The 9,355-nt window shown below is 63.1% G+C and carries 11 protein-coding genes; 4 read left to right on the top strand and 7 right to left on the bottom strand.

Translation table 11 applies throughout. From position 1 onward, the window contains the following. A partial coding sequence (locus tag EN932_RS20725) for a LysR substrate-binding domain-containing protein (RefSeq protein ID WP_128369029.1) occupies positions 1 to 908 on the top strand: 908 nt, incomplete at its 5' end. A gap of 104 nt (positions 909 to 1,012) precedes the next feature. Here the strand turns inward: EN932_RS20725 and EN932_RS20720 are convergent. Next, positions 1,013 to 1,459, bottom strand: a complete 447-nt coding sequence (locus EN932_RS20720; RefSeq protein WP_013531981.1) for an iron-sulfur cluster assembly scaffold protein — start codon at positions 1,457 to 1,459, stop codon at positions 1,013 to 1,015. 240 nt (positions 1,460 to 1,699) lie between these two features. Between EN932_RS20720 and folE the strand changes: the two genes are divergently transcribed. The 3 genes from folE (at position 1,700) to EN932_RS20705 (ending at position 3,888) form a co-directional block, all read left to right on the top strand. Continuing rightward, the gene (folE, locus tag EN932_RS20715) at positions 1,700 to 2,335 is read left to right on the top strand and encodes a GTP cyclohydrolase I FolE (RefSeq protein ID WP_013531982.1); all 636 of its coding nucleotides are present in this window, start codon (positions 1,700 to 1,702) and stop codon (positions 2,333 to 2,335) included. Positions 2,336 to 2,370: 35 nt separating this feature from the next. Then, positions 2,371 to 2,832, top strand: coding sequence for a phosphoribosyl-AMP cyclohydrolase (hisI, locus tag EN932_RS20710; RefSeq protein WP_013531983.1), 462 nt, complete (start codon positions 2,371 to 2,373; stop codon positions 2,830 to 2,832). 81 nt (positions 2,833 to 2,913) lie between these two features. After that, positions 2,914 to 3,888 (top strand): patatin family protein, encoded by a 975-nt coding sequence (locus tag EN932_RS20705; protein WP_206519243.1) that lies wholly within the window; start codon positions 2,914 to 2,916, stop codon positions 3,886 to 3,888. Positions 3,889 to 3,895: 7 nt separating this feature from the next. Here EN932_RS20705 and recJ read toward each other — a convergent pair whose 3' ends face one another. The 6 genes from recJ to EN932_RS20675 all read right to left on the bottom strand — a co-directional run. Continuing rightward, complete coding sequence (recJ, locus tag EN932_RS20700) at positions 3,896 to 5,680, bottom strand: single-stranded-DNA-specific exonuclease RecJ (RefSeq protein ID WP_063167873.1); 1,785 nt, start codon at positions 5,678 to 5,680, stop codon at positions 3,896 to 3,898. A gap of 178 nt (positions 5,681 to 5,858) precedes the next feature. Further along, on the bottom strand, positions 5,859 to 6,092 hold the full coding sequence (locus tag EN932_RS20695; protein WP_128369028.1) for a DUF6434 domain-containing protein: 234 nt from the start codon (positions 6,090 to 6,092) through the stop codon (positions 5,859 to 5,861). Between the two features lie 73 nt (positions 6,093 to 6,165). Further along, on the bottom strand, positions 6,166 to 7,149 hold the full coding sequence (glpX, locus tag EN932_RS20690) for a class II fructose-bisphosphatase (RefSeq protein WP_013531987.1): 984 nt from the start codon (positions 7,147 to 7,149) through the stop codon (positions 6,166 to 6,168). Positions 7,150 to 7,353: 204 nt separating this feature from the next. Next, positions 7,354 to 7,521, bottom strand: a complete 168-nt coding sequence (locus tag EN932_RS20685; RefSeq protein ID WP_013531988.1) for a Thivi_2564 family membrane protein — start codon at positions 7,519 to 7,521, stop codon at positions 7,354 to 7,356. 71 nt (positions 7,522 to 7,592) lie between these two features. Then, positions 7,593 to 7,949, bottom strand: coding sequence for a hypothetical protein (locus tag EN932_RS20680; protein WP_024505708.1), 357 nt, complete (start codon positions 7,947 to 7,949; stop codon positions 7,593 to 7,595). 133 nt (positions 7,950 to 8,082) lie between these two features. Beyond that, positions 8,083 to 9,355: homoserine dehydrogenase (locus EN932_RS20675; protein ID WP_164890550.1), on the bottom strand; the 1,273-nt coding region annotated here is incomplete at its 5' end.

Genomic DNA, 9,355 nt, shown 5'->3' with positions numbered 1-9,355 from the left:
GGCGCCTGCCGCTGACGGCATTGAGGAGCTTCGAGGCGGCGGGCCGGCATCTGAGCTTCAGCCGGGCGGCCGAGGAGCTTTTCGTCTCGCAGGCGGCGATCAGCCGGCAGATCCGCGAGCTCGAAATCTTCCTGCATCGACCCTTGTTCGAACGTCACCATCGACGAGTCGAACTGACCGACACCGGCCGGCGTCTGCTGGATCAGCTTGTCAGAAGTTTCGACGCCATCGATACCTTGCTTGGCGATCTGGTGGCGACACCGGCGCAGTCCGTGGTCCGTGTCAGTGTCGAGCCGTCGCTTGCCTCCGTGTGGCTGGTGCCCCGGCTCAACCGCTTTCGCCAATTGCGGCCCGACATCGACGTCTCTCTCGAGGTCGATCCAAGGCTGATCGAGTTCCGCAGCGATCAGCCGGAGCTTGCCTTGCGCTTCAGCGCGCATGCCGACTCGTGGCCGCGCAGCCAGGCCGAGCGGCTTGCCTCGACGGTCGATTCGCCGGTCCTGTCGCCGGCGCTGCTTGCTTCTGGCCCTGCCCTCAGGAAGCCAATCGATCTTGGCCGCTACACGCTTTTGCACGAGGAGAATCGCCAGGGCTGGGTGCGCTGGTTCGAAGCGGCCGGCGTGCCCGCCGACGCCGTGCCCGCGCGCGGGCCGATGCTGGCGGATGCGTCGCTTTCAAAGCAGGCCGCCTTGCTCGGACATGGCGTGGCATTGGGCGATCTGTTGCAGATCGGCGGGGAAATCGCATCCGGCGCGCTGGTCAAGCCGTTCGACATCGACGTCGCATCCGGCGCCTATTGGCTGGTGGCCAGAAACCTGCACGACCTCTCGGAGCCGGCCGCCGCGTTCGCCGACTGGCTCAGAAGTGAATTTGCCGAAAGCAGGCGGGCGCTGGAAGCGCAGGCTTAAACCCTTCTGGCCCGGTTCCTGTCCAGCCAAATGCCAAGCCGTGGCAACAAAGATTTTGGGCGCCTGCGCGAAGCCTGCGCACCGTGGACGGCCAAATCCCAAGGTCAGGCCGCTTCTTCGGCGCGCTTCTTCTCGATCTGGCCGATCGCGTCGACCACGGCATCGAAAGTCAGCATGGTCGAAGCGTGCCGCGCCTTGTAGTCGCGCACCGGCTCCAAATATCTGAGATCCGCAAAGCGGCCGTCCGGCGGGGCGCCATTTTCCTTGAGCATCTTCAGCATGGTGTCGCGCACCGCGCGCAATTCCTCGGCACTCGCGCCGACGACATGCTGCGCCATGATCGATGACGACGCCTGGCCGAGCGCGCAGGCCTTCACGTCATGGGCAAAATCCGTGACGACGCCGTCCTGCATCTTGAGGTCGACGGTGACGGTCGAACCGCATAGCTTGGAGTGCGCCTTGGCGGTCGCGTCAGGATGATCGAGACGGCCGATGCGGGCGATGTTTCCGGCAAAACCGAGAATTTTCGCGTTGTAGACGTCGTTTATCATAATTTTCCAATCCGTCGCCGCCAAGCGAACAGCGATTGCCGCTGTCGTGTCTTCCTTTCGCTCGCTATGACCTTATATAATGCTGGCAGTCCGGTATCGACAAGAACGACGAAAGCCAATGTCCTTGCCGGGAAGTTCACGCCGCTTACGGGGCTGGAAACGGGGCGAGTTTCCGACACCGAAAGGTCGTGGTCCGTTCAACTCGTTCCTCCGCCGAGAGGGACTACGGGAGACGCCTTTATGGATGCCGTCATCAAGAAGCTAATGCCACAGTCAGCCTATATGGAAAAGCCGGTCACCGACCGGCCAAGCGAAGCCGAAGTCGAAGCCGCCGTGCGCACGCTTTTGCGCTGGACCGGCGACAATCCGGACCGCGAAGGGTTGGTCGACACGCCGAAGCGGGTGGCAAAGGCCTTTCGCGAAATGTTCGGTGGTTACGACATGTGCCCGGCCGACGAGCTCGGCCGCACCTTCGAGGAGGTCGCCGGCTACGATGACCTGGTCATCGTCAAGGACATCACATTCCATTCGCATTGCGAGCACCATATGGTGCCGATCATCGGCAAGGCGCATGTCGGGTATCTTCCGGACGGCAAGGTCGTCGGCCTGTCCAAGATCGCACGCGTCGTCGATATCTTCGCCCACCGCCTGCAAACCCAGGAGGCGCTGACGGCGCAGATCGCCGGCGTCATCCAGGACGTGCTCAATCCGCGCGGCGTCGCCGTCATGATCGAGGCCGAGCACATGTGCATGGCCATGCGCGGCATCCGCAAGCAGGGATCAACCACGCTGACCTCGACCTTCACCGGCGTTTTCAAGGACACGCCCGAAGAGCAGGTCCGTTTCGTCACCATGGTGCGCGGCGGCGGGGTCTGATCGGCCCTCGCCGGCCATCAAAATAAGGACCGGCGATGTCGGCACTGGAATTTCCAAAAGCTCCGTCGGACAAGAAGGCTCTCGAGGAAGGCGCGGTGTTTTCGCCGCGCTTCGATGCAGCCGGGCTGGTCACGGTCGTCGTGACAGACGCCGCGGACGGCATGCTGTTGATGGTTGCGCATATGAACGCGCAAGCACTGGCGCTGACGCTTGAGACCGGCATCGCCCACTACTGGTCGCGCTCGCGCAGCGCGCTTTGGAAAAAGGGCGAAACATCAGGCAATTTTCAGCATGTCGTCGAGATGCTCACGGATTGTGACCAGGATGCCATATGGTTGCGCGTCAAAGTGTTGGGCCACGACGCAACCTGTCACACTGGCCGGCGTTCATGCTTTTATCGGACGGTGGGGCTGGTCGACGGCAAAGGGACGCTTGCCATCGACGGCAGCAAGCCGCTGTTCGATGCGGAAAACACGTATCGGAAACCAACAGCTTGAACCTTCTGCCTGACACCAACGACACAGATTCATCATTTCGATACGCCCCGCTCGTATAGTAGCCGTGGGACAAGGGAGATCATGATGCTCGAGTGGGCGTCATTGCGTAACAGACCAGATGTCAGGGAGGCCAACGGCCTGTCCTCGTCAGGCGGCGCGTCCGAAACGAACTCCCAAAAGAAAACAGGCATTTCCCTCGCCTTGGGTGGCGGGTGCGCCCGCGGCTGGGCGCATATCGGCGTGCTGCGCGCGCTGGATGAAGCCGGCATCGAAGTATCGATGATCGCCGGCACCTCGATCGGCGCGCTGGTCGGCGGCTGCTATCTCGCCGGCAAACTGGACGAGCTCGAAGAATTCGCCCGCAGCCTGACCAAGCGCCGCATTTTCGGCCTGCTCGATCTCAATTTACGCGGCAGCGGCCTGTTCGGCGGCATGAAACTCGATGCAAGGCTGCGCGAGCACATGGCCGGCATTCGTTTCGAGGACCTTGCCAAGCCGTTCGTCGCGGTCACTTCCGAAATCCGCACGGGCCACGAAATCTGGCTGTCGAGCGGCTCATTGATCACCGCCATGCGCGCCTCTTATGCGCTTCCCGGCGTGTTCGAGCCGGTGAATTGCAACGGCCGCGTGCTGGTCGACGGCGCTCTGGTCAACCCCGTACCGGTTTCGGTCTGCCGCGCCTACGAGCAGCCGCTCGTCGTGGCGGTCAACCTTCACTATGACCTGTTCGGCCGTGCCGCCGTCATCAAGCACAGCGCTGGCGAACTGGTCGTCGAAAAGGACGCGCCGAGGGCCGGACATGGCGATCCCGAACACCAGTCGCATCAGACCCGGCTCGGCATCACCGGCGTCATGGTCGAGGCCTTCAACATCATCCAGGACCGCATTTCGCGCGCAAGACTTGCCGGCGATCCGCCAGACATGTCGCTACAGCCGAAGCTCAGCCATATCGGCCTGACCGAGTTCCACCGCGCCGACGAGGCGATCAAGCTCGGCTATCAGGCGACGATGGCGCAAATCGGCGAACTGACCCGGCTGCAGACAGTTCTCGCCTGATCAAAACCTACGCACGAGCCGCATCGGTGATACGAAACTGAACGGTGCGGTTGCCGTTCCAGTAATTTCCTGAGAGCGAACCGGCGACGTGGATTGTCTTGCCCCGGTTCTTGAACAGGAATTCGCCAAGCGCGGTATCGACGGCGCGAAAGGCGATCGCCTGGATCCGGCCGCCGCTTTCCGATTGCAGCTCGACGCGGATGTGATTGGTGCCGACCGGCCGCGCATCGGCCAACCGGTGGCGCGGCAACGCGAAAACAGGGGCCACGTGCCCGGCACCGAAAGGTCCGGCTTGTTCCAGCGCGTCGAGCAGGCTGAGTGTCGCGCCTTCAGCGGCAAGCGCACCGTCTATGGCCAGGCTTTCCTCGCCCTGCAGGCGAAACACGTCGGCTGCCGCCCGCTCTTCGAAAAAAGCCCTGAGCTCACCAAGCCTCGCCCGCTCGACGGTGATGCCCGCCGCCATGCCATGCCCGCCACCCTTGACGATCAGACCGGCAATGGCCGCCTCGCGCACCAGCCGGCCGAGGTCGAAACCCGAGACCGAGCGGCCCGAGCCGGTGCCGATGCCGTTGGCGTTGAAGGCGATGGCGAAGGCCGGCCGGCGGGCATGATCCTTCAGCCGTGAGGCGAGCAAACCGACGATGCCCGGATGCCAGCTGTTGCTGGCGGTGACGACGATAGCCGGGCCATTGCCGCCGGCGAGCTCCGCATCGGCCTCGGCGCGCGCCGCCGCGAGCATCTCCTGCTCCATCAGCTGCCGTTCCTGGTTGAGCCGGTCGAGCGTCTCGGCAATGGTGCGCGCCTCGACCGGGTCGTCGGTCGCAAGCAACCGGCTGCCAAGTGCGGCATCGCCGATGCGTCCGCCGGCATTGATGCGCGGGCCGATCAGATAGGCCAGATGGAAGGTGCTGATCGGCTCGCCGATGCGCGACACCCGTGCCAGTGCCGCGAGCCCTTCGTTCTTCTGCTGGCGCGCCATCTGCAGCCCCTTGACCACGAAGGCACGGTTGACGCCGGTCAGCGGCACCACGTCACAAACGGTGGCCAATGCCACGATATCGAGCAGCGAAAGCAGGTCCGGCGGCGTAGCATCGGCCATGCGGCTACGCAGGATCCTGGCCGTCTGCACAAGGGCGAGGAAGACCACGCCGGCGGCACAGAGATGGCCCTGCCCGGAAAGGTCGTCGTCGCGATTGGGATTGACGACAGCGATTGCCGCCGGCAAGGCACCGCCGACCTGGTGGTGGTCGAGCACCACGACATCGGCCCCGGCCTCATTGGCGGCATCGATGGAAGCGGCGCTGTTGGTGCCGCAATCGACGGTGACGATCAGTGTCGCGCCACGCGAAACAAGTTCGCGCATGGCGTCGGGGTTGGGGCCATAGCCCTCGAAAATACGATCCGGGATGTAGATTTCCGACGGCACCGAGAAATGCGTGAGGAACCGCTTCAGCAAGGCCGACGAGGCGGCGCCGTCGACATCATAGTCGCCGAAGATCGCCACCTTTTCCCTGGCCATCACCGCGGCGGCGATCCGGGCCGCCGCCCTGTGCATGTCGGTCAGCGATGCCGGATCCGGCAGAAGATCGCGGATCGTCGGATCGAGAAACCGCTCGGTCTGCTCGGCGGTGACGCCGCGGCCGGCAAGCACCCGTGCTACGATATCGGGTACCCCGTAGCCTTGCGCGATGGCGAGCGCGATCATGTCCTGCCGCTCGGTCAGCCGGTGCTCCCAGGAAACCCCTGATACCGACTGCCTGACATCGAGGAAGAGGCGCTTTTCGCCGGTCATACGCTTTGCCAACTCATCGTTGGCCGCACGATAGTGCATGTCGCCCAAAAGTGCGCAGCGGTTTTGGGGCGACGACCTGCATTGGCAACGATTTAAATCGTGTCACGTTCATGCGACGCTCTATAGGCCAAAGGCAGGCAAAGCCAAGCGATTCACGGTGTGCGCCGTCCGGGAAGTGTCAAGAAAACTGCGCTTTCCGCTTTTCAGCCTGGCGCCGAAGCCATTCGTCGGCCGCATCGCCCATCGGCGTTTCCACACCGTCCTTGAGCCAGGCCATGAAAGGCCGGTCGAAGCTGAATGCGTAGCTGCATTCCCGGATGAGAAAGCGACGCACATTCTGGGTGTTGCGATAAGACTGCGTGATGGCGGTGGCGCGCGAGATCGGATCCGCGTGCCAGTCGAACGGTTTCATCGTCAAATCCTTGCAGCCAATATCGGGTGCGCCCGAATGGCTAACAATTGCAAGGTGGCTTCGCAAGCAAGCGTCAGAACTTATCCAGGTCCTGATGGCGTGCCTTGATCTCGCGCACCGTCCGCGACGACGAGCGCAGCACGATCGTGTGGGTGGTGATGTAATTGTGGCCGAACTTGACGCCAGCCAGCATGTTGCCGTCGGTGACACCGGTGGCCGCAAACAGCACATCGCCGCGCGCCATGTCCTCCGTCCGATAGACCCGTTTCGGATTGGAAATACCCATCTTTGCCGCGCGAGCAACCTTTTCCGGTGTGTCGAGGATCAGCCTGCCCTGCATCTGGCCGCCGGTGCAGCGCAGCGCGGCGGCGGCCAGCACGCCCTCGGGTGCTCCGCCAGTGCCGAGATAGATATCGATGCCGGTTTCTTCCGGATCCGTGGTGTGGATGACGCCGGCGACATCGCCGTCGCCGATCAGCCGGATCGCGGCACCCGTGGCGCGCACGGCATCGATCAGCTTGGCATGACGTGGCCGGTCGAGGATACAGGTGGTGATGTCCGAAATAGCCACGCCCTTGGCGCGGGCGAGGCTGGCGATGTTTTCGGCCGGTGAGGCATCGATATCGATGACGCCGTCCGCATAGCCCGGACCGATGGCGATCTTGTCCATGTAGACATCGGGCGCAAACAGCAGGCTGCCCTTTTCGGCGATGGCGATGACGGCGAGCGCATTGGGCAGGTTCTTGGCGCAGATCGTCGTGCCTTCGAGCGGATCGAGCGCGATATCGACCGCCGGACCTTTGCCGGAGCCGACTTCTTCGCCGATATAGAGCATCGGCGCTTCATCGCGCTCGCCCTCGCCGATCACCACCGTGCCCCTGATGGAAAGCCGGTTGAGTTCCTGGCGCATGGCATCCACGGCGACCTGGTCGGCCGCCTTTTCGTCGCCGCGCCCACGCAGCCTGGCGGCCGCGACGGCGGCCCGTTCGGTGACGCGCACCAGTTCCATGGTGAGTATCCGGTCAAGGCCGGCGACGATGTTCTGGGCCACATTCATCTGGTGATTTCCTCGTTGGCAATGCGGCCTCCCGCCGGAGGCGGGCCTGTTTTGTCAAACGAGCATGACAACGGCAAGACCTGCCACGAATATTATCGAATATCCAACAATATCAATCGATTAAACTACGTCTTGAAACACGACCGGCCCGATCGCCACGCGCCGGGCCAGTCTTAAAACGGTGAGAATGGCGGCCTTCGCGGCCTAAAAAACCGCGAGGTATTTGAGCAGCGAAATGATGCCGATGATGATGACGATGACCTGAACTATTTGTCTCATCCGGCCATCGAGCGGCAGGCGTTGAACCAGATAGAGAACGAGGATGATGACGAGGAATGTGATCAGGATGCCGATCAACGCTGACGAAGCCATGGTGTCCTCCTTAAAAGTGATTTGCTGAAAACAATAGAAAAGGCCGGAAGCCCGGCCCTATTGCGCTGCGGTCAATACCAGCGGCGGGAGGTATCGTTCGTCGATTGAGCAATGGCGAAGCCGGCCAGAAAGCCGAGCAGGCCGATCACGCCGACCAAAGCTGTCGTCGTACCAGGATTCTCGCGCGCGACTTCCGAAACAGCCTGGGCTTGGCTGCGCAGTTGTTGCGCCGTACGCGAAGCGCGGTTCGCCGCGGTGTCGTACAACTCGGACGCCTGTTCGCTGGCGTCATCGAGCATCTCCGCGCCCCGCGCCGAAATGCTCTTGTTGATCTTGGTGATCTCCTTGCGCAGTTCGGCAATCTGCTTTTCCAACGTCTTCTGGATGTCGTCGATATCGGGGGTGTCGGATTTGTTGGTGTCAGCCATGAAGCGGTTCCTCTGGTTGGTGACCAAGAGAACGGCGTCGACGCGAATTCGTTCCGGTCTGTGGCAGCTGCCTGCCTCCAGACCGGACCTCAATGCCTGCGGAATTCTTGTCCCGCGCGACTGTCGGACAAAGCTACCCTGCCCGTTCGATGCGGATGACCTGCGGTTTGTCGGTCAGATGTCCGTCCTTGGTGATGCCGTCTACCGCCTTGCGAACGGCGGCCTCCGTCGTCTCGTGGGTGACAAGGATCACCGTCTTCTGTGCCGCCGCCTCGCCGTTGACTGCGTGCTGGACGATCGATTCCAGCGAGATGTCATTGTCGGCCATGCGCTTGGCGATTGCCGCGAACACGCCGATGCGGTCGTGCACGGTCAGCCGGATGAAATAACCGCCGGCATGGCTGCGCATCTGCGCCTTCTTGTAGGGTTTCAGCTCCTTGGCCGGCCGGCCGAAGACCGGACCATGCTGGAAGCCTGGCCGGCTCTTGGCGATGTCGGCGATGTCGCCGATGACGGCCGATGCGGTGGCGTTGCCGCCCGCACCGGGGCCGGACAGCAGCAGCTCGCCCAGAATGTCGGTTTCGATCGCCACCGCATTGGTGACGCCATGCACCTGCGCGATGACCGATGCGGTCGGCACCATCGTCGGATGCACGCGCTGCTCGATACCGCTCTCGGTGCGCTGGGCGACACCCAGCAGCTTGATCCGGTAGCCGAGATCGGCGGCCGCGCGGATGTCGGCTTGGGTGATGTTGGAAATGCCTTCCATGTAGATGTCGTTGGCGGCGATCCTGGTGCCAAAGGCAAGGCTGGTCAGGATCGACAGCTTGTGCGCCGTGTCGTGGCCCTCGATGTCGAAGGTCGGATCAGCCTCGGCATAGCCCAGCCGCTGCGCGTCCTTCAGGCAAGCATCGAACGAGATGCCCTCGGCCTCCATGCGGGTCAGGATGTAGTTACAGGTGCCGTTGAGGATGCCGAACACGCGGGTGACCGAATTGCCGGCCATCGCCTCACGCATCGTCTTGATGACGGGAATGCCGCCCGCCACCGCCGCCTCGTAGTTGAGAAGCACGCCCTTCTTCTCGGCGATCTCGGCCAGCGCCACGCCATGCTTGGCCAGCAGCGCCTTGTTGGCGGTGACGACGTGACGGCCGGCTTCGAGTGCCGTCTTCACCGATGAGCGCGCCGGGCCCTCGTCGCCGCCGATCAGTTCGACGAACACGTCGATTTCTGCGGTCTGGGCCATCTTGACCGGATCGTCGAACCACTTTGCAGAGCTCAAATCGACGCCCCGATCGCGCTTGTGGTCGCGCGCCGAGACGGCGGTGACGATCACGTCACGGCCGCACTGGCGGGTCAGTTCCACCGCTTTGTCGCGCAGCACGCGCGCCACCGATGCACCGACC

The sequence above is a fragment of the Mesorhizobium sp. M7A.F.Ca.US.002.01.1.1 genome, from assembly GCF_004022955.1.
Lineage (GTDB): Bacteria > Pseudomonadota > Alphaproteobacteria > Rhizobiales > Rhizobiaceae > Mesorhizobium > Mesorhizobium ciceri.
Note: the sequence above shows the minus strand (reverse complement) of the source record. Positions and strands in the feature narration are given on the sequence as shown.